Genomic DNA, 19,242 nt, shown 5'->3' on the forward strand with positions numbered 1-19,242 from the left:
ATTGATTTTGTTTTTATCTTTATACAAATAAATTTTATGAAAAAACTTTTACTCTTTTGTTTCCTAACAGGTTACCTTACTGTTTCCGCACAAACGGAGCTTGTCTTCGTTTACTTTACGGATAAGCCGAATAAGGCTGCATTTTATGCAAATCCACTCTCGGAACTCAGTCAGAAATCACTCAACAGACGTACCACGCTGGGAATACCGCTGAATGATCAGGATGCTCCTATTGAACAATCTTACATTCAGAATCTTCAGAATTTAGGATTTACCGTTACTGATTATTCAAAATGGCTTAATGGTGCGGCTGTAAATGCCACTCCTGCACAAAAAACCTTACTACAGGCACAATCTTTTGTTTCCTCTGTTGAAAGCTTTGCCAGAAATAATTCCGGTACATTGAAAACAGCACCTTCAAAATGGAAAGACGATGCAAGCATCAATAAAACACTGACCAACTTTAATTACGGTTCAGGCGCCGCACAGATTGACCAGGTCAATATACGCCCTCTTCATCTGGCCGGCTTTACCGGAACAGGAATTTCTATAGCTGTCATTGATGCCGGATTTCCTACAGTGAATACAGGCGCAGCATTCTCAAGGTTATGGACCAACAACCACATCAAAGCTTCTTATGATTTTGTTACCAAAACCGCAGATATCTATAATACTGCTCTCAGTACTCATGGTTCTGTTGTTTTAGGAACTATCGGCGGATATCTTCAAAACACTTTCGTAGGGGCAGCTCCTGATGCGGATTTTTACCTTTACCGCAGTGAAAATGCAGCAGTAGAAATTCCTGAAGAAGAGCTATATTGGATTGAAGCGGCTGAGGAAGCTGACAGAAAAGGTGTGGACATTATTACTTCATCACTGGGGTATAATATTTTCGATGACAGCCGTTACAATTATTCTTACGCAAATATGGACGGAAACACCTCTTTCATTGCACGTGGAGCGGGTATTGCTGCAGAAAAAGGGATTTTTGTTCTTGCCGCTGCCGGTAATTCGGGACAGCAGCCATGGCATTATCTTCTGACGCCATCTGATAATGCTAAAGTCTTCTCTATCGGTTCTGTGGATTCTGCCGGAAATGCGTCCGGATTTTCTTCTTTCGGGCCAAACGCTCTCGGCATGGTAAAACCGGATGGAAGTACTCAGGGAACCGGCACAACAACGGTTTATGATAATGCTACATTAGTGGTGAACGGAACCTCCATTGCCACTCCTATTGCAGCAGGAGGTGTGGCATGTCTTATCCAGGCATTTCCAACGATGAACCGGGAACAGATGAGAACAAAATTGAGACAGACCGCTTCCCTGTATCCCGCTCACTCAGATCAGATCGGATATGGCATCCTTAATTTCGGAAGCTTATACAATCTCGTACTGAACACTTCTGAAATCGTAAAAAAGGAAAAATTTTCCATATTCCCGAATCCGGCAAAAAGCATCCTGAATATTGCTTCAGAACAGGAAATTCTTTCTTTAGAAATTTATGATAACCTGGGAAGACTGATCAGAAAAAACAACCATCAGAAATCTATAAAAGTTGAGGATTTTGCAAAAGGAACGTATTATCTGAAGATTCAGATGAAGGATAAGATCTTCTATGAAAAATTCTTGAAGGAATAATTATTTTGTCTTCCACCCATTCAACAGGGTTTGTTAATGTGCGGAAGATATTATTCTCAAAATGCATATCCTACGTTTTGGCTGAAGCCGAAGGATTGGCCGATAAAAAAAGAATGGACTGAAGTCCATTCCTATTGATATCATATTGTATGAATTGTGCAAAAACTTCGTAATCATTTATGCAGAGTTTCTACTGGCATTAATATTTCCGAACAGTGAACGTGTTACCAGCTTCTCATAAGCTTCTTTGTTACCTTCTCCTTTCTGAATCTTCATTAAAGCATATTGCTGAATGCTTAACAACGGAAGTACAATCTTTTCACGGATCTTCACAGATTTTCTTGAGAGCGGGTCTTCTTCCTGAAGCATTTTGAATCCTGTCAATTCCAGCATAATATCCCTTGAAAGCTCATATTCATCGAAAAGAATATTCCAGAATGCACCAAATTTAGGATTATTTTTAATGTAGTACGTCAAAGGAAAATAGGACTTGTTCATACTCATCATTGAGTTCAATACTAAAGTTTTAAAGAAATCCGAACCTTTGTACAGTTCCCTTACTTCTTCAAACCTTCCCTCTTCTTTCATTTTCTGCATGGCATATCCAAAGCCGAAGAAACCAGGTACATTCTGCTTCAGCTGTGACCAGGAGCCTACAAACGGGATAGCTCTCAGATCCTCGAATTTCAGCTCGCTGCCATTTCCTCTTTTTGAAGGACGGCTTCCGATATTCGTTTTTCCATAATATTCAAGCGTACTCATTTCCTGTAGATAAGGAACAAACATTGGATGCGCTTTCAGGTCTGAATATTTTTTATAGCTGATATCCGCCAATTCGATGATTAAAGCCCTTTCCTTTTCCGTGAGTTCTTTTTTTGCATTTTTAAATACATCATTTTCAACTCCGGCGGTCAGAAGCTGTTTAAAGTTGTATTTTGCCTGCTCCTTATTTCCAAAAATACTCGTTATGGTTTGTCCCTGGATAGTCAGTTCAATTTTGTTATTTGCAATAGTTTTTCCCTGGGAAGCGTAGAAATCATGGGTCTTCCCTCCTCCTCTTGCCGGCGGCCCTCCTCTGCCATCAAAAAAGACCACTTTGATATTATTCTGTTCCGAAAGTTTTGTCAGTATTTCTTTGGCTTTATAAATTTCCCAGTTAGCTTTTAAGTAACCACCATCTTTGGTTCCATCCGAGAATCCCAGCATAATCGTCTGCTGGTTTCCTCTTTTTTCCAGATGCTTTTTATAGACAGGATTCTGATACAGCTCATTCATCACATGTTCAGCATTGGCAAGCCCTTCCATTGTTTCGAAAAGCGGAACGATATCCATATTGATCTCTTCATCTTTATACCCGCATACTTTGAAGAACGCATAGACATTCATTACGTCTTTTACTGCATCAGAATTGGAAATAATATAACGGTTCATTCCTCTCAGCCCATTCAGATGCTGAATATCTGTAGCCTGTGAAACGGTTAATAAAGTATCTTTCACAATGTCTTCAAAATCTTCAGGATTTATCTTTTCAGAAATCTGAATAAGCTTATTGAACTTTTGTTCGTAACCGGCCGCTTCATTCCCGTATACTTTTGCATAAACCTCATCGATAACTTTCTGATGAATCCTGCTGTCCTGGCGGATATCCAATGTTGCAAAGTGGGTTCCGAAAATCATCACCCGGTCCCTGAAATTCACCAAAAGATCTAAAAACAAAGAATTATGCTCATTGATCAGTATTTTTTCCGATTCTGCGGCTCTCTTTAAAATATCTTCTGCCTTAATGTCTTTTCCATCAAAAATAGCAGCATAAAGCTCCTCACTTAATTGGGTCAGAACTTCAGAAACTCCTCTGAAACTTAATCTTCTTCTGATAAATTTCAAATGGCTGTAATAAGATTTCAGAATGGCTGAACGAAGTTCTTCTGCTACTCTTTTTGTCACATCTGCCGTTACAAAAGGATTCCCGTCTCTGTCTCCGCCAGGCCAGAAACCAAGCTGGATAATATCTTCATGAAGATGGAAATGTCCGTTTCCGAAAGTCTTTTTGATTTTGGTAAACAGTTCCCCAATGGTATCATAATATACATATCTCAGGTAAGAAATAATACTCAGCGCTTCATCTATCGGAGTCGGTTTTTCCTTGTTAACAAAAGGAGTTTTTCCGAGTTGTTGTAAAAGCATATCAATCTGAGTAACGGAATCACTGGTAATAGCTCCTCTCAGATCCTGAATAATCCTTTGTACTGAGCTTGGATAAAACTGGGTGGGGTGCGCTGTAAATACAACTTTTACACTGAAATCTTTTAATTTCTCTCTTACTTTTTCAATCTTATGATCCTGTAAAGAGCGTTCAAAAAGATTAGTCACCGTACCATTGTCGCTTTCAGAATGAAGGTTTGGAAATGCTGCGTCTTCAATACTGTCGAACAAAACCACCTGTCTTTCTATATACTGAATGATCTTGAAAAGCAGTTCCAGTTTTTGCTCTTCAGTCTGAAGATCGGTATGATTCTTAAAAAATTCTTCGACGATATTTTCAGGTGTTTTTCCTGCTTCATAGCCGGTTCTGCTTTCCTCATAAAGAAACGGAAGCAGCATTCCGATATTCGTCATTTTATCATAAGGCAGGCTCATAAATAATGAATTATAGATCTGGAACTTATTTTCCACAATCTGCCTGAATTTTTCTGCGCGTTGGTCGTGTATCATAGTAACAAATGTAAGCGATTTTCAAATTAGTTGGATTGACAAATGACAAAAATTAAGGGTGAAAATCAAAAAATCATTTAAATTTTACAAATACTTTTTCAGGGCAAAAGCATGATTTAACCATGAAATATTTTGTACAGCTTTTGAAAATACAGAGATCCTTTTTAAAAACTCAGGTTTAATATAATTTTGATTAATTTTACTTTCAAGACCATCCATACTCTATGAAAAAAACTTTTATTTTCTTATTGATAACGCTTCTGTTGATATCCTGTGAAAAGGATTGTTACAATGCGCCATTACCCATCATTTTTGAATTCGTGAATTCTGACAATGAAAACCTCATTGCCAATGGGACATTGACCACCTATTCGGTTCAGGATGAAAATAATATGAATGTACAGCTAAGCAAAACATCGGACAATAAGGTTATTCTGGAAAATGTAGGAGCTTATAACGGAACAAAAAATTATAAATTTTATTCTAATATCAAAAACCTTGATTTTTCAATCCAGTCATCTGAATTTAAAGGAGGCTGTGATGGCTATCAAATCAATAAGCTGACTTTTACAGGAATAAATTTTGATGTAACTGACGAAAAAGGATATTATAAAATTGTATTGGAATAATTCTCTTTCTAAATTTGCGCCGGAAACACATTCTTTATGAAAGCCATCATCACATTTTCCCTGATCTTCTCCAATCTGCTTTACAGCCAGATCAAGGTTACAGATGATTATAAAAAAATTCCCGACATTCTTGATACGACAGACTATCTCTACCCGTTTATTGTACCGGATAAAGAGTATGCTTACTGGCGTGTCCTCAGCAATGATATGGATTATGAAAAAGCTGTGATCTATGAAAGCCAGGCTCCCGACTTCATGACGATTAATGAGCCTGTTCCTGAAAGAGGTTTTTTCCAGAAATGTATTGGTAATAACTGTTTCTCATACATTCTTGCATGTAAGAATGAAAAATCGGTTTATTTTTCCAGTGAACAGCAGTTAAGAGACTTTATCGGAACTGTGGATAATCTTCCTGAAGCTATTTTACTGGCAAAAACCTATGGTTATTCGGTTGATACGAGCAATCGTTTTACCGGAGCCTATAAAATTGAAGACCGTCATATTTCCATGTACCTGATGCAGTCTAAAGGCTGTCCGGCTGTAAAAGAATCTTTTTTAGTTAAAATCAACAGAAAAACCGGAAAACTGGAGGCAAAGAGCAATGGAGTTTATGCAAAAGATGAAAACTGTTCTACTTTGTAAATAATCCTTCTGAAAAATACTAAAATTGAAATCTTATTTTAAACCATTAAGATTTTAAGCTGTTAAGAGTAATTAAGGGTAATAGCGAAAGCTATTTTTTAACGATGTGCTTTATTTTTCCATCAGAGATGGATCTTAACTATCTTCTTATCTTCCTTAACCTTAATGGTTTAATTTTTATATATTAACAGCTCCCTGTCCGGAGGCTATCAGATAAGCTTCCTTCAACGTTTCAGAATAGGTTGGATGGGCATAGGAAATACGGAACATGTCTTCTGCGGTTACTTCATATTCCTGGGCAATAACACCTTGTGCAATGAGGTCAGCAGCCCGGGCACCAATGATGTGAACTCCCAGCACTTCTCCGTATTTCGGATCTACCAAAACTTTAGCAAAGCCTTCCATATCCATTGAAGCGCGGGCCCTTGCGCTGGCAGAAAACGGGAATTTTCCGACATTGTAAGCTATATTGTTTTTTTTCAGGTATTCTTCAGTATATCCTACCGAAGCTACTTCAGGCCACGTATAGACCACTGAAGGAATGCGGTTGTAATGAATGTGGCGGTTTTGTCCGTTTATGGTTTCAGCGACAAAAACACCTTCTTCTTCAGCTTTATGAGCCAGCATTGCCCCACCAATAACGTCTCCGATTGCATAGATATTGGATGCGGAAGTCTGATTATTTTCATTTACTCTGATAAAACCTTTCTCATCAAGCTGTACATCTGTATTTTCAAGACCCAGACCTTTTACATACGGACTTCTTCCCACAGCTACCAATACATAATCTGCTTCCAGCGCTCCTTCTGTTCCGTTCTGATCTTTAAAAAACACTTTAGCGGCAGAACCTGCATTTTCAGTTTTATAAACCGCCTGATTGAGACGGATATCAACTCCTTCTTTTTTCAGGATTTTCTGCAGGCTCTTTCCAAGCTCATGATCCATTGCTGCAATCAGGTGATCTGCATATTCCAGAATGGTAATTTTTGTCCCGATACGGTTGAAAATAGAAGCCATTTCCACTCCTATTACCCCTCCTCCGATAATCACCATAGATTCCGGTTTTTCCTGTAGGGATAAAGCTTCCGTAGAGGTAATGATTCTTTGTTTGTCAATTTCAACTCCGGGAATGCTTGCTGGTTTTGAACCCGTCGCAACGATATAATATTGTGCCGTAATTTCTTTAATTTCAGAATCGTTTGCAACTTTTATCGTGGAATTATTGATAAAACTTGCCGTGCCTTTTAACCGCGTAATTTTATTTTTATTCATTAAAAAGTCGAGGCCTCCAGTATTTTTTGAAACTACATCTGCCTTCCTCCTGTACATCTGGGAGAAATCAAGTTCTATTGTACCCAGCCTGATGCCATGTTCATTGAATGTATGGTGTGCTTCTGCATAATGATGGGTGCTGTCCAGTAATGCTTTGGTAGGAATACATCCTACATTGGTACATGTTCCTCCCAATGTATCATACTTTTCTACAATTACTGTTTTATACCCCAGCTGGGCACTTCTTATAGCAGCTACATATCCTCCGGGTCCTGAGCCGATTACGGCAATGTCATAGTGATCCATTTGATTTATTACATTTTTATGATTAAATTTACTTGCAAAATAAAAGCAAAATTAAAACAAACACTTTCATTTTGCAAGTATTATTTTAAAATTAACAAAATGAGTAAAAAAAGATCCGACTGTCCCATCAGCTGTTCTCTGGAAATGTGGGGAGACAAATGGTCACTGCTTATCATAAGGGACCTTATGCTGAAAAAAGAATGCACCTACGGAGATTTTCTTAAGGCAGAAGAAAAAATAGCAACCAATATTCTGGCCTCGAAACTTCAGAACTTATTGGATAATGACATTATTGATAAAAAAAATCATCCGGAAAGTAAGTTGAAAATTCTTTATTTTCTGACTCAGAAAGGAATAGATCTTATTCCCGTAATTGTAGAAATTAATCTCTGGGGAGACCAATATTTAACTGTTCCTGATGACCGTAAAAAGCTTCTGGAAGATATTAAAAAGGATAAGGAGGGTTTTATAAAAAGAGCAAAAGCTTATCTTTCATCAGAAGTTTAAAATAATCTTCAAAAGCAAAAAATAATAGCTTTCATAAAATTGAGTGATAGCAATTTTAAAATTTCATTAACTCACTTTTCCTTTTTCATTCCGTACATTTGACTTAAAATAAATTTAGAACAATGCTTAATTTCGAGTTTAAAAACCCAACAAAAATACTTTTCGGAAAAGGCGAAATCGCGAAAATTTCCAAAGAAATTCCTAATGATGCAAGAATATTAATGATTTACGGTGGTGGAAGCATCAAAAACAATGGTGTATACGACCAGGTAAAAGAAGCTTTGAAAGGCCATGAAGTGTATGAATTCGGCGGGGTGCCTGCCAATCCTGAGTATGAAGTACTGATGAATGCCTTAAGCTTTATTAAAGAAAAAAACATCACTTACCTTCTTGCAGTAGGCGGAGGCTCTGTGATTGACGGAACGAAATTCCTTTCTGCAGCAGCCAATTATGATGGTGAACCATGGGATATCCTGAGAAAATCTGTACGGACTTTTGAAGGCGAAGGAATGCCTTTCGGAAGTATCCTGACTCTTCCGGCAACCGGTTCTGAGATGAATTCCGGATATGTGATTTCAAGAAGAGAAACCAATGAGAAACTGTCTTCAGGAGGGCCCGGACTTTTCCCGCAGTTTTCTGTACTGGACCCGGAAGTGATCAGATCGATTCCAAAAAATCAGATTGTCAACGGAATTACAGATGCCTATACCCACGTTCTGGAACAATATATGACGGCTCCATCTTCGGCTGACCTTCAGGAAAGAATTGCAGAAAGCATCCTGATCAGTCTTCAGGAAACGGCTCCTAAAGTATTGGCTGATGACTTCAACTACGATGCTGCCGGAAACTTTATGTGGTGCTGTACAATGGCTTTGAACGGACTGATCCAGAAAGGAGTGATTACCGACTGGGCAGTACATGCAATGGGTCACGAACTGACGGCTTATTTTGGTATTGATCATGCCAGAACACTGGCCATTATTGCTCCGTCTCACTACCGTTACAATTTTGAGGATAAAAAAGGAAAGCTGGCTCAGTATGCAGAAAGAGTTTGGGGAATCAAAGACGGAACTGTAGAAGAAAAAGCAGAACTGGGTATCAAAAAACTGGAAGAATTCTTCCACAGCCTTCATATCAAAACCAGACTTTCTGAATACACAGAAGACTTTAAAGGAACAGCCGAAAAGGTTGAAAAAGCTTTTACAGACAGAAACTGGCTGGGGCTTGGTGAGTATAAAAAACTGACTCCACAGGACGCTTATAAGATTGTAGAGATGAGCTATTAAAAGGATCCGGGGTACGGGTTTCGGGGTGCGATGTGCGGATTTGAGTTCGAGGTTCGCATGAAAGTGTTTAATTTATAAACTGAAAATAGACAACCCGAAACCCGCATCCTGCATTGCAACCTCTATAAAATTATTTAATTTACAAACATTTGTTTAAAAAATCGTTATTTCATTACAAATATTTCAAATTTATTTATATTTTAGCATATTCTTAAATTTGTGAAAATGAAAAAACAGCTACTTTTATTTGCCTTTTCTGCCCTGGCGCTTACTTCTTGTAAAGATGACAATCTCGAAGCTTATGATATGGAAATCATGAAGGGAGACTGGAAGGAAGTTAAAAGGGAAGTAATTTCCGGAAAAGATAATAAAACAGTGCTTTATACTGAAACTTTAACAGGATGTGCAGCTAAAAATACTCTTTTCTTCAGAACAGATTATTATGTAAGCTATACAGCGTATACGGGAGAAGGTGCAAACTGTACCCCATCGCCAAAAACTGAAGGAAGATTCACCTACGATGCTGATTCAAAAATTATTGGAATTAAACTTGGTGATGAAGAATCAGTAAACTACAGAGTTGATATTCTGACAGCCAAAGATCTTAAACTTGCCCAGCAGTCAGGTATCTTTGATATGGATGGAGATAAAATACCGGATGTCCCTTACGTTACCTACAAAAGATAAATTATAAACTCCCGCTAATCGGGAGTTTTTTATTATTTTTATATCTTAATTTAAAACTGAATATAATGAAGAAGATTCTATCAGCATTTCTATTGCTGTATTTTGCTATTGCTTTTTCTCAGGAGAAAAAACCGATGTACTGGCAGGACATCCAGGAGTTTAAAAAACAGGACCAGCAAAACCCTCCACCCAAAGATGCCATTCTTTTCATCGGAAGCTCCTCTTTTACCAAATGGACTGACGTAGCAGATTATTTTCCCGGCAAAACAATTATCAACAGGGGATTTGGTGGTTCAAGACTTACTGACCTCAATTATTTTGCTGATGATCTTTTAGCACCTTATCAGCCTAAGCAGATTGTTGTTTACTGCGGGGAAAACGATTTTGCAGACAATCATCAGCTGAAAGCAAAAGTGGTTGTAGACCGATATAAAACTTTTTACAAAAAAATACGTGAAAGATTTCCTGATATTGAAGTAGATTATATCTCAATCAAGTATTCGCCAAGCAGAGAAGTGATCTGGCCGCAGATGAAAGTTGCCAATAAAAAGATCGCTGCCTTCATGAAAAAGCAACCTAATGCTGAATTCATTGACATTACAAAAGCCATGGAAGATGCTAACGGAAATGTAAGAAAAGATATTTTTGTGGAGGATATGCTTCACTTTAAGCCTGAAGGATATAAAATCTGGACGAAGGTGATTACACCATATCTGAAATAAATGAAAGAACACCGGAATTTACCTATTTATAAAAAGGCTGAAGAGATCTACAAAACATTGCGGATTATTACAGATCTCTTCCTGACGATAATGATTATCTCCAACATCTGAAATCTAATTTATTAGAAGATATCATGGTAATTCAGGCTAAAATTTCAGGTGCTGAAGCCGTGAAGCTGTATGATATTAAAATGGAAAATGCAGCAATAATCCGAAAAGCAGCACGTGAGATTATGGTGAGTGGTCATCAGCTTGAATTTTTAGGATTTTCTGATGCCAAATATTATAAGATTATCCGCAACCAGATAGAAGACTTTCGTCTTTTATTTATTGACTGGGTTGCCGGATTTAATCCAAAGCATTATATTGTTGATGAGTGGGGACTATTCAATCCTCCCGGTATATCACCTGATTATGTTCAAAGAGACGACGAACTGGACTTTTTGGATGAAGATGATGAAGATAATTAAAATCATAAAAAAACGATTCCTGATATGGGAATCGTTTTTTATTTTATTTCTTTCTTTTTGATTTAGATTTTGCTTTCTGCTGAGCTCTGTTCGCTCCAAACTTCTTAGGCGCCTTTCTTTTTGAAGGTCCCCCCCAGTTTTCTTTAGTGTTTTTAGCTTTCTTCTCGTGGAATGCTCCTCCTCCTTCATTCAGTTTTACCTGTGCAGGATTTTTCATCACGACTTCATCTTTTTCAGAAGCTATTTTGTTAGGATTGATCTTAACGCCTTCCGGGAATTCATTAAATTTTAACTCTTTATCCATTAACAGCTCAATATCAAGAATCAAAGGTTCTTCTTTTTTAGTAACAAAAACCAAAGCTTTTCCTTCTTTATCTGCTCTACCGGTTCTACCGATCCTGTGGATATACTGCTCAGGAATATCAGGTGTTTCGAAATTGATTACGTGTGTAATATTTGAAATATCAAGACCTCTTGCCATTACATCGGTGGTAATCAGACCTCTGATCTCTTCGTTTTCGAACCTTTTCATCGCTTTTAATCTGTAGTTCTGCGATTTGTTCGAGTGGATCACGTCAAACTGCTCAGGGAAAAGCTCATCAATTTTAGTAAAAAGCAAATCGGCATGCTTCTTATTGTTGTTAAAAATCAATATCTTGGACATATCTGCATCATTCTTCAACAAATGTTCAAGCAAATTGATTTTGGTATTAAAGTTTTCAACCTTGTACCCGATCTGTTCAATTTTTTCAAGCGGCGTTCCTGATTTGGCCAATGAAATCTCTACCGGATTGGCAAAATAGACATCCAGCATTTCATCTACCGCTTCTGTCATGGTTGCAGAGAAAAGGATATTCTGTCTCTTCTCTTTCATCATTTCAAAAATGTGGGTCAGCTGTGGTCTGAAGCCTAAGTTAAGCATTTCATCAAACTCATCAATGATCAGCTTCTGGACTTCTTTCAGGGAAATAGCATTGTCTATGGAAAGATCCATCACTCTACCAGGTGTCCCTACCAGAATATCACAACCGTCATTGAACAGTAATTTTTGGGTATTGATATTCTTTCCACCATAAACTCCGATTACTCTTGCCGTAATATTTTCTGTCAGTTTCTCAAGAATTTCAGTTACCTGCACTACCAGTTCTCTTGTAGGAACCAGCACCAAAACAGTTGGATTTCCTGTTTTGCTGTATTTCCATGTTTTCAGAACGGGTAAAAGATAGGCTAATGTTTTTCCGGTTCCGGTCTGTGCAATTCCCATTACATCTCTTCCTGAAAGAATGGGTTTCAAGCTCTTCTCCTGAATTGGGGTAGGTTCAAATAATTCCAGATCCGCTAAAACATCAAGAATTTTAACCGGCAGGTCAAAATCTGCAAAAGTGAGTTTTTCCATTTTGCAAAGATAGGTATTTAATTTTTTAGTATGGAAGCAGGAGGCTTGAAGCCGGAAGATTATCAGCTGACCTGTTTAAATTTTTGAATTTATGATTTAATTATTCAAAGTCATTTCTTCCTCTTCCAACATCCAGCTATTTTATTCAATTCACCTTAACACTTTCATTGATAATATTAATACCATTATCTTAATAGATGCGAATTTTGGGTGGATAATTAGTTTTTAAAATACGCTTATTTTCTGGTTACTCTCAGCAGTAAAATTATAACTAAGAAGATTGAAAAGATAAAGCCCAAAACCGCTACCAGAGACAGCTCTCCTATTCTCGGGCCGGATTCCGAAGAAAAAAAAATTGCCGTTGCAATGATATTGGCACCCAGGACCATCGCCAGAATCAGATTCACCACACTGGATTTGATCAGTTGGTTGGTTTTCTCAATATTTTTAATCTCGCTGGAAACGGTAAATTTATTTTCATCCAGTTTTTGAAGAACAGAACGGAGTTCTTTCGGGATTTCATCTACGTTATCAGTGAAATTCATCATCCGGTCCATTCCTGTTTTTAAAAGGTTCTTCGGACTGATTTTCTTCGTGAAAATCTTTTTGGTGTAGGGATGAAGACTTTTAACAATATCGAGATCAGGATTAATACTTCTACCAACCCCCTCTATCAGGCTGATTCCTTTAAATAAAAGATAAAAATAATCCGGCATATAGAGCCTGTTGTCTTTCAGAATATCTTTCATCTTGTTGATGATTACCTGAACATTGATATCCTGTAATGACGAACTGTGAACAAAATTCAGAATATCTTCCACATCATTTTCAAACCGCCTTTCGTCAGGTATTTCATAGCTTATAGCCATTTTCTTGAGTGAACGGACTATTTTATGGGAATTTTTGGCCACAAAACTGACAATAAGATTTTCAAGAATTTCTTTATCGTTAGGTTGAATTTTTCCTACTGCTCCGAAATCAATAAAAACAATTTTACCATCCTTTTTTACCAAAATATTTCCGGCATGGGGATCGGCGTGAAAGAATCCGTAGTCCAAAATCTGTGATACAAACAACCTTAAGCCTGCTTCAGAAACTTTTACAGGATCAATATCATTTGCCAGAAGAATTGATTTATCGGTAACTTTTATCCCATCAATGAATTCCATACAAAGAATATTGTTATTGGAAAATTCTTCGTAAACTTTAGGAACATAGGTTTCTTTATTATTTTTAAAATTAAGCCTGAACTGCTGGATATTGTTTTTTTCATTGATGAGGGAAACTTCCTCCAATAAAGATTTTTCAAACGTGGAAATGGCCTGCTTCAGATTCAGCTTTTCTCCGATTTCCGAATAGGCTGATATCAGCTTTTCAATGTCTTTGATCAAGAGCAGATCATCTTCAATAACAGACTGCACATTGGGCTTTCTCAATTTCAATATCACCGGACTGCCATCTAGCAAAATCCCTTTATAAACCTGTGCAATGGAAGCTGTAGCCAAAGGTTCCTTCTGAATTTCTCGGAAATAATCCTTGACAGAAATATTGAACTCACTTTCCAGCGCTTCTTCCACATTCATATCTACTGTTTCCACTTTATCCTGGAGTTTCTGCAGCTCCTGAATCAGTTCCGGCGGTAACAGATCTTCCCTGTTACTGAATGTCTGACCGAGCTTCACAAAGGTAGGCCCCAGCTCTTCAAGAGCCAGTCTTATTCTTTCATAAACGGTTCCTTTTGAAATGATTTCATCCGAACTGCCCGAAGCTTCCTCCTGCTTATTTCCTCCGTTCATTCTCGCCAGAAGGTCTTTAAATCCATATTTACTTAATACGGAAATCAGTCTCGCGGATCTTTTCAGTTTTCTTTGCGGCTTGTCAAACATAGTGTATTAATAGTAGGTGCAATGTACTCCAAAAACTGTTCCTTTATGAAAAAGAATTATTATAACACATTGCAGAATAAAAATTAAAAAAATAATAACACATAATCAGTATTTTAAAGAATAAAATACACCAATATCAATAAAAAAATATCATATATTATAAAAATTAATATATTTACAATGTACAAATTAACAAACTAAAAGTATTAAAACATGAAAAATTTACGTAACAACAAACTTTCAAGAGAGCAATTAAAAGGAATCGCAGGAAGCGGTCTTAGCGGTATCATTATTCCAAATTGCTCTAACGAATGCTGTCCTACTGATGGAAGACCAAGATGCCCAAGACTGATTTGTCCTGCGGTAGTTTGTCCTCAGTACGTTTAATATATTTTAAAAATTTTAGGTAAAAAATAAAAACAGAATGCAATTGCATTCTGTTTTGTTATTTAAGATAAGTCTCATACAGATCTTTACGGCGGTCTTTCATTACCTGCACAGAACCGTTGTGGTGAAGATCTTTCAATAAATTTAAATCTACATCTACAATTAAAGTCATTTCTGTATTGGGTGTGGCTTCTCCTTTTACGGCATTGGATGGGAAGGCAAAATCGGAAGGAGTAAATACAGCAGCCTGGCCAAACTGGATATCCATATTGTTTACCTTAGGAAGGTTTCCTACACATCCGGCAATGGCAACATAACATTCATTTTCTATGGCTCGTGCAGCGGCACAGTGGCGTACTCTCATATAGGCATTCTGAGTATCTGTCAGATAAGGAACAAACAGGATCTTCATCCCCTGATCGGCTAAAATTCTTGGTAATTCCGGGAATTCTACGTCATAGCAGATCACAAGCCCTATTTTACCGCAGTCCGTATCGAAAACTTTGATTTCATTTCCGCCTTTCATCCCATAATATCTCTTTTCATTCGGGGTAATATGGATTTTTCTGTATTCATCCATACGTCCGTCGCGGTGAAGAAGGTAGCTTACATTATACAGTTCATTGTTTTCAAAGACAGGCATACTTCCGGAAATAATATTCACATTGTAGCTGATTGCCAGCTCAGAAATTTTATTCTTGATCTGCTCTGTAAGTTTCGCCAGCTCTATCATACTGTCTCTTTCCGAAAGATTGTTGAAAGGGGCCAGCAAAGGAGTGTTGAACAGTTCCGGGAACAACACAAAATCTGATTTGTAATCCCCCATCACATTCACGAAGAATTCTACCTGCTCATAAAAGGCATCTATATCCTTGAAATGCCTCATCTGCCACTGTACCAATCCAAGGCGGATAATGCTGTCCTGCATGGTATTCGGTCTTTTGCTGTAATAGATATTGTTCCATTGTAAAAGCACTGCATTTTCTTTGGAGGCTTCATCTTCCGGAAGGTATTTTTTCAGCACCCTGATCGGCAAAAAATTATTGGAAAGCTGGAAAGACAGTACCGGATCATAGATTTCCTTGTCTCTCACTTTCCGTATATATTCCCTGGGAGAAAGTTCATGGCTGTATTTGTGATAGCTCGGAATTCTTCCGCCAAGGATAATGGATTTTAAGTTTAACTGTTCGCAAAGTTCTTTTCGTGCGTCATAAAGCCTTCTTCCCAACCGCAGCTCACGGAATTCAGGGTCTACGAAAACTTCAATTCCATATAGCACATTTCCTGTTGAAGAATGGGTATTGAAGGTATAATTCCCCGTAATATCGCTATAGGTATGATCATCCCCGAATTCTTCATAATTAACAATAATGGAAAGTGCTACAGCAGCCAGTTTACCGTCTACCGTGATACAGATTTGTCCGTTAGGGAATATTTTCGTCAGTTTATCAATACTTTTTTTGGACCAGATAGATTCCGACATTTGCGGGTAGGCCCTTTTCATCGTTTCCGCCAGTTCATCATAGTCCTGAAGAGTCAGGTTTCTTGTTTCTATTTGCATTTGATGTAATTTTACTTAAATTTAGGGAAAAGAAGCAAACTTTCCAACATAAACAAAAAAATCCCACCCAAAAAGGGCAGGATTTATATTGTAAATTCAAGGCAAATATTATTCCCACTCAATAGTTGCAGGTGGTTTGCTTGAAATATCGTAGGCAACTCTGTTGATTCCTCTTACTTCGTTGATAATTCTGCTGGAAACGGTATCCAGGAACTCGTAAGGAAGTCTGCTCCATGTTGCCGTCATAAAGTCGATTGTATTAGCAGAACGAACTACAGCTGTGTATTCATAAGTTCTTTCGTCACCCATTACTCCTACAGATTTTACAGGTAGAAGTACTACAAATGCCTGAGATACTTTTTCGTAAAGGTCATTTTTGTATAATTCCTCGATGAAGATATCATCTGCCTCCTGAAGGATTCTTACTTTCTCAGCATCTACAGCTCCCAACACTCTGATTCCTAATCCGGGACCAGGGAAAGGGTGTCTGTATACAAGGTGATGAGGAATTCCCAGTTCTTCACCTACTTTTCTTACTTCATCTTTGAAAAGCTCTCTTAACGGCTCCAGTAATTCGAATTCCATATCTTCTGGAAGTCCCCCTACATTATGGTGAGACTTGATCACTGCAGACGGTCCGTTTACAGACTGGCTTTCAATAACGTCAGGATAAATGGTTCCTTGAGCTAAGAATTTAGCACCTTCAATTTTGTGAGATTCTTCATCAAATACGTGAATAAATTCGTTTCCGATAATCTTTCTTTTGGCTTCAGGATCATCTACTCCAGCTAGTTTTGAAAGGAATCTTTCTTTGGCATCCACCATTTTAATGTTCATGTGGAAATGCTCTCCATACTGATCCATTACTTTCTTGCCCTCATCTTTTCTCAATAATCCCGTATCTACGAAAATACAAGTCAACTGATCACCGATCGCTTTGTGGATCAAAACAGCCGCTACAGAAGAGTCTACTCCTCCCGAAAGACCAAGGATTACTTTGTTGTCTCCTACTTTCTCACGGATTTCCTCAACTGTTTTTTCAATATAGTTGGTAAGTTTCCAGTTTTTCTCTGCGTTACAGATTCCGAAAACGAAATTTTCAAGCATCTTTGCTCCTTCTTCTGTGTGAGAAACCTCCGGGTGGAACTGAACGCAGAAGATTTTTTTGTCTTCATTGGAGATAGAAGCAATAACACCTGATTTTGCATTTAATTCAAAACCTGCAGGCAATTCTCCTACTTCGTCAAAGTGACTCATCCAAACTACAGAATTCTGAGTTACTCCTTTTAATAGAGAACTTTCTTTAACGATATCAAGGTTTGCTTTCCCGTATTCTCCTTTTTCTCCTTTGTTTACTTTACCTCCCAAAAGGTGGGCAGTCATCTGCATTCCGTAGCAGATTCCCAGTACGGGAACTCCCTGCTCGTATAATTCTTTTTCAACCAGCTGGGCATTTTCTGCATTCACAGAGCTTGGTCCACCGGAAAGGATGATTCCTTTTGGCTGTTTTGCTAAAATATCTTGTAATGGTGTATTGTAAGGCAAGATCTCAGAGTATACCCCCATCTCACGGATTCTTCTTCCGATAAGCTGGTTGTACTGGGATCCGAAATCTAAAATAATAATACCGTTGTTCATTTTTGATAATTGATAAATGATGATTGATAAATGATAGAGCTTATGGCGGCTCGCTGATGGCTGATGGCTTGGAGAGCACTCCAAATTAACCTTTACCCAACTCACGTTTAACCTCTAGCTTCTAACTTCTAATTATTAACTGCTTTACAAAAAAAGACTTGGAATGACTCCAAATCTTTTTTCGTGATTTTTATTAAAACTTTCCGATGTCTTCTCTGTAGAAGCCGTAATCGAAATGTACGTGAGCTGCGTCTTCGTATACTTTTTTGCGGGCATCTTCATAGGTAGTTCCTGTAGCCACAATGTTCAGTACTCTACCACCATTGGAAACCACTTTATCACCTTTGCTGATGGCACCTGCATATAATAGTTTACTATGTTTCAACTTATCTTCTCCTGTAATTTCGAAGCCTGTTTCGATGTTTCTAGGATATCCTCCTGAGCACATTACCAGACAAACAGCTTTTTCGTCTTTGAATTTAAGCTCGATATCTTTACCATCCATACAGTCCTGAATCACATCCAAAAGATTGTTTTCCAAAAGAGCCATCAATACCTGTGTTTCAGGATCTCCGAATCTCATGTTGTACTCAAGAAGGTAAGCTCCGTTTTTAGTTACCATCAATCCGAAGAAGATGATCCCTTTAAATCCGAAACCTTCAGCTTTCAGCCCTTTCACAGTAGGCTCTAAAATATTTTTTTCAAAATCTGCATAGTGTTCCTGAGTAAATTCCGGGCTTGGTGCTACTGACCCCATACCTCCTGTATTAGGTCCTGTATCTCCGTTTCCTGCTTTTTTATAGTCTTTTGCTGCAACACACGGGAATAGTTTTTCACCATTAGAGAAAGCAATAATAGACGCTTCAAAACCTTGTAAATATTCTTCAATAACTAAACGGATACCTGCATCTCCATAGATTCTTCTGATCATAAAATCATGAATCGTAGCTTCAGCTTCTTCAAGGGTATCACAAATAACAACACCTTTCCCGCCAGCTAAACCACTTGCTTTAACTACTAAAGGATACTGCTGTGTCTTTACATATTCTATCGCTTCGTTATATGAATCAAATACTACAGCTTTAGCTGTTTTGATATCATAGGTCTGCATAAATTTCTTAGAGAAAGCTTTACTTCCTTCAAGGCTTGCCACTTTCTGGGTAGGACCGAAAACTTTAAGATCGTGCTTTTTAAACTCGTCCTTGATACCCGCTACAAGCGGTGCCTCAGGACCTACAATCGTAAGATCAATCTTTTCTTTAATAGCGAAATCTCTAAGTTCTTTGATTTCTGATAAATGAACATTTTTCCCTATTACATCGGTAGTAGCATTCCCGTTGGCAAAAAACATTTTAGAAATTCTCGGGTCATTCTGAAGCTTTGCCGCTAAAGCAGATTCTCTACCGCCTTCACCTATGATTAATATTCTCATACTTTATTTATTATCTAGTCTTAATTTACAAATATATAATTTTGAATGCTAAAAATACAATCCCTGATTAT

General features: G+C 37.8%; 16 protein-coding genes. 9 read left to right on the forward strand and 7 right to left on the reverse strand.

What is annotated here, in order from left to right; genetic code table 11:
- Positions 1 to 36: 36 nt before the first annotated feature.
- Positions 37 to 1,638, forward strand: a complete 1,602-nt coding sequence (locus ACE3RB_RS08020) for a S8/S53 family peptidase (protein ID WP_374463753.1) — start codon at positions 37 to 39, stop codon at positions 1,636 to 1,638.
- 177 nt (positions 1,639 to 1,815) lie between these two features.
- Here the strand turns inward: ACE3RB_RS08020 and ACE3RB_RS08025 are convergent, their stop codons facing one another.
- Positions 1,816 to 4,350 (reverse strand): phosphoenolpyruvate carboxylase, encoded by a 2,535-nt coding sequence (locus tag ACE3RB_RS08025; RefSeq protein WP_374463754.1) that lies wholly within the window; start codon positions 4,348 to 4,350, stop codon positions 1,816 to 1,818.
- A gap of 224 nt (positions 4,351 to 4,574) precedes the next feature.
- Between ACE3RB_RS08025 and ACE3RB_RS08030 the strand changes: the two genes are divergently transcribed.
- The gene (locus ACE3RB_RS08030) at positions 4,575 to 4,979 is read left to right on the forward strand and encodes a hypothetical protein (protein WP_374463755.1); all 405 of its coding nucleotides are present in this window, start codon (positions 4,575 to 4,577) and stop codon (positions 4,977 to 4,979) included.
- 36 nt (positions 4,980 to 5,015) lie between these two features.
- Positions 5,016 to 5,621, forward strand: coding sequence for a hypothetical protein (locus ACE3RB_RS08035; protein WP_374463756.1), 606 nt, complete (start codon positions 5,016 to 5,018; stop codon positions 5,619 to 5,621).
- A 177-nt stretch (positions 5,622 to 5,798) separates the two neighbouring features.
- Here ACE3RB_RS08035 and lpdA read toward each other — a convergent pair whose 3' ends face one another.
- Complete coding sequence (lpdA, locus tag ACE3RB_RS08040) at positions 5,799 to 7,199, reverse strand: dihydrolipoyl dehydrogenase (protein WP_374463757.1); 1,401 nt, start codon at positions 7,197 to 7,199, stop codon at positions 5,799 to 5,801.
- 99 nt (positions 7,200 to 7,298) lie between these two features.
- Here lpdA and ACE3RB_RS08045 point away from each other — a divergent pair, with 99 nt between their 5' ends.
- From ACE3RB_RS08045 to ACE3RB_RS08065, 5 genes are all read left to right on the forward strand, one after another.
- The gene (locus tag ACE3RB_RS08045) at positions 7,299 to 7,706 is read left to right on the forward strand and encodes a winged helix-turn-helix transcriptional regulator (protein WP_374463758.1); all 408 of its coding nucleotides are present in this window, start codon (positions 7,299 to 7,301) and stop codon (positions 7,704 to 7,706) included.
- A 122-nt stretch (positions 7,707 to 7,828) separates the two neighbouring features.
- Positions 7,829 to 8,992 carry an iron-containing alcohol dehydrogenase gene (locus ACE3RB_RS08050; RefSeq protein WP_374463759.1) on the forward strand — a complete coding sequence of 388 codons (1,164 nt, stop codon included), beginning with the start codon at positions 7,829 to 7,831 and terminating at the stop codon, positions 8,990 to 8,992.
- A 225-nt stretch (positions 8,993 to 9,217) separates the two neighbouring features.
- Positions 9,218 to 9,679 carry a lipocalin family protein gene (locus ACE3RB_RS08055; protein WP_374463760.1) on the forward strand — a complete coding sequence of 154 codons (462 nt, stop codon included), beginning with the start codon at positions 9,218 to 9,220 and terminating at the stop codon, positions 9,677 to 9,679.
- A 65-nt stretch (positions 9,680 to 9,744) separates the two neighbouring features.
- Complete coding sequence (locus ACE3RB_RS08060; RefSeq protein ID WP_374463761.1) at positions 9,745 to 10,401, forward strand: GDSL-type esterase/lipase family protein; 657 nt, start codon at positions 9,745 to 9,747, stop codon at positions 10,399 to 10,401.
- A 134-nt stretch (positions 10,402 to 10,535) separates the two neighbouring features.
- The gene (locus ACE3RB_RS08065; protein WP_374463762.1) at positions 10,536 to 10,871 is read left to right on the forward strand and encodes a hypothetical protein; all 336 of its coding nucleotides are present in this window, start codon (positions 10,536 to 10,538) and stop codon (positions 10,869 to 10,871) included.
- A 43-nt stretch (positions 10,872 to 10,914) separates the two neighbouring features.
- Here ACE3RB_RS08065 and ACE3RB_RS08070 read toward each other — a convergent pair whose 3' ends face one another.
- Entirely contained in the window at positions 10,915 to 12,267 is a 1,353-nt protein-coding gene (locus ACE3RB_RS08070) for a DEAD/DEAH box helicase (RefSeq protein WP_374463763.1), read from the reverse strand.
- 236 nt (positions 12,268 to 12,503) lie between these two features.
- Positions 12,504 to 14,153: an ABC1 kinase family protein gene (locus tag ACE3RB_RS08075; protein ID WP_374463764.1), complete on the reverse strand. Its 1,650-nt coding sequence runs from the start codon at positions 14,151 to 14,153 to the stop codon at positions 12,504 to 12,506.
- A gap of 213 nt (positions 14,154 to 14,366) precedes the next feature.
- Here ACE3RB_RS08075 and ACE3RB_RS08080 point away from each other — a divergent pair, with 213 nt between their 5' ends.
- Positions 14,367 to 14,540 carry a hypothetical protein gene (locus tag ACE3RB_RS08080; protein WP_002980409.1) on the forward strand — a complete coding sequence of 58 codons (174 nt, stop codon included), beginning with the start codon at positions 14,367 to 14,369 and terminating at the stop codon, positions 14,538 to 14,540.
- A gap of 58 nt (positions 14,541 to 14,598) precedes the next feature.
- On the opposite strand, the gene ACE3RB_RS08085 is transcribed toward ACE3RB_RS08080, so the two are convergent.
- The 3 genes from ACE3RB_RS08085 to purD all read right to left on the reverse strand — a co-directional run bounded on the left by ACE3RB_RS08085 (position 14,599) and on the right by purD (position 19,171).
- The gene (locus ACE3RB_RS08085; protein WP_374463765.1) at positions 14,599 to 16,101 is read right to left on the reverse strand and encodes a GNAT family N-acetyltransferase; all 1,503 of its coding nucleotides are present in this window, start codon (positions 16,099 to 16,101) and stop codon (positions 14,599 to 14,601) included.
- Positions 16,102 to 16,209: 108 nt separating this feature from the next.
- On the reverse strand, positions 16,210 to 17,757 hold the full coding sequence (guaA, locus tag ACE3RB_RS08090) for a glutamine-hydrolyzing GMP synthase (protein ID WP_374463809.1): 1,548 nt from the start codon (positions 17,755 to 17,757) through the stop codon (positions 16,210 to 16,212).
- Positions 17,758 to 17,932: 175 nt separating this feature from the next.
- Entirely contained in the window at positions 17,933 to 19,171 is a 1,239-nt protein-coding gene (gene purD, locus ACE3RB_RS08095) for a phosphoribosylamine--glycine ligase (protein WP_374463766.1), read from the reverse strand.
- Between the last annotated feature and the right edge of the window lie 71 nt (positions 19,172 to 19,242).

The organism is Chryseobacterium sp. (genome assembly GCF_041914225.1).
In the GTDB taxonomy this organism is placed as follows: Bacteria; Bacteroidota; Bacteroidia; order Flavobacteriales; family Weeksellaceae; genus Chryseobacterium.